The organism is Bifidobacterium sp. UTCIF-39 (assembly GCF_006408715.1).
Lineage (GTDB): Bacteria > Actinomycetota > Actinomycetes > Actinomycetales > Bifidobacteriaceae > Galliscardovia > Galliscardovia tissieri.
Window position 1 is genome coordinate 1 of sequence record NZ_JEOG01000043.1, and the last position, 1,558, is coordinate 1,558.

Below are 1,558 nucleotides of genomic sequence, written 5' to 3' on the forward strand. Positions count from 1 at the left end.
TGTATTGTCTCGGGGCATGGTTGACGGGTGTCTCGGGGCATGGTTGACGGGGTGTCCTGGGGCATGCTTTACTGCTGTCCTGGGGCATCGTTGTCGTTCGCCGGTGGCCTGCGGTATTGGTATTCGCGTGTGGTGTCGAGTCTTTGGTCGGCGAGGATCTCGCCGGTGGCGGTGTCGGTGACGGCGACGATGCCGTGGTCGATGGCCAGTTCCACCGTCCTGCCGGCGTTCTCCCTGCCGATGTTGACGATGATGCGGCGCAGCGGAGCGACGCCGCCCTGCTGGGTGACGCATCCGCGTCGGTCGGTCTTGTGCGTGCGGGCCGGGACGGTCACGTCCACGGGCTCGGGCTCCGTGCGTTCGGCGGCCGGGACGGGCCTGCGTCTCGGGGCCGTCACGCGTTCGGCCTCGCGGTGTTCCTCCTCGTCGCGTCTGGCCTGTTCGCGGGCGGCGATCTCGGGGTCGGGGCCGGCCTTGCCCTTGGCCTCGTACGCCTCCTTGGGGGTGCGGCGGCCCAGGGCCCGGTGGGGGCGTTCCTCGTTGTACTCGCGGCGGAACTCGTCGAGCTGGGCGTTGAGCTCGTCGAGACCGCGCGCGAGGTGCCGGGCGGCGAGCCATTGCTTGAGGGTGCGGTGCCAGCGTTCGATCTTGCCCTGGGTCTGGGGATGGTAGGGGCTGCCGTTCTTCTGGCGCACGCCCATCAGGGCGAGCAGCCGCTCGAACGACCCCGGTTCGGCCGAGTGCAGGCGGGTCGTGTACACGGTGCCGTTGTCGGTGAGCGTGGAGGCGGGGATCCCGTACCGGGAGCACGCCTGGCGGAACGACTCCTCGATGGTCTTCATGGTGACCGTCGCGTACGCGCGCGAGTACAGGAGGAACCTCGAGTGGTCGTCGAGCCAGGAGACGATCAGCGCGTCCGTGCCGTCCGCGAGAGGCCAGTGGGTGAAGTCCGACTGCCACGTCTCGTTGGGCAGCGCGGCCTCGAACCTCGCGTACGAGGACCTGGGCCGCTTCCTCGGCTCGGGGCGCACCAGGCCCGCCTGCTTGAGGATGCGGTGGATCGTGGAGTTCGCCGGAGGCCTGACGCCCTCGCGCTCCAGCCTGGCGGCGATGGACTCCGGCCCCGAGTCCAGACCGGCGGCGTCCAGCTCGCGCCGGAGCGCGACGATCCGCTCCCTGGTCTCCTTCCCGGTCCTGTTGGCGATACGGCGCGCGCGCCTGGAGCGGGGCAGGAGACCTTTCTCTCCCTCCTCGCCGTACCTGCGTCTCAGCTCGTTCGCCCACTGCCTGGTGACGCCGTGGCGCCGGGCGGCCTCGGCGACCGGCATGCCCGCGAGGATCGCGTTGACGATGGCTTTGTTGCGCAGGAACTCGCTACGGGCCGCGGGGCCATCATCATTGGAATGCGCTGGTGTCTGCTGCTGTGATTGTGTGTCCATACACCAATCAACCAGCACCGACCTGTAAACCATGCCCCGAGACATACGTCAACCATGCCCTAGGACACCCCGTCAACCATCCCCCGAGACATACGTCAACTATCCGCTCGAACTAGACA

Annotated in this window: 1 protein-coding gene; it reads right to left on the reverse strand. The window is 68.4% G+C overall.

Annotation, left to right across the window (positions count from 1 at the left end):
• Positions 1-68 precede the first annotated feature (68 nt).
• Positions 69-1,484: an IS481 family transposase gene (locus EP30_RS10785; RefSeq protein ID WP_308810410.1), complete on the reverse strand. Its 1,416-nt coding sequence runs from the start codon at positions 1,482-1,484 to the stop codon at positions 69-71.
• Positions 1,485-1,558: the final 74 nt, after the last annotated feature.

Bases quoted from the DNA above. Each gene is read 5' to 3' on its own strand.
- EP30_RS10785 (WP_308810410.1), bottom strand. From the start codon at position 1,484: ATGTCTCGGGGCATGGTTTACAGGTCGGTGCTGGTTGATTGGTGTATG.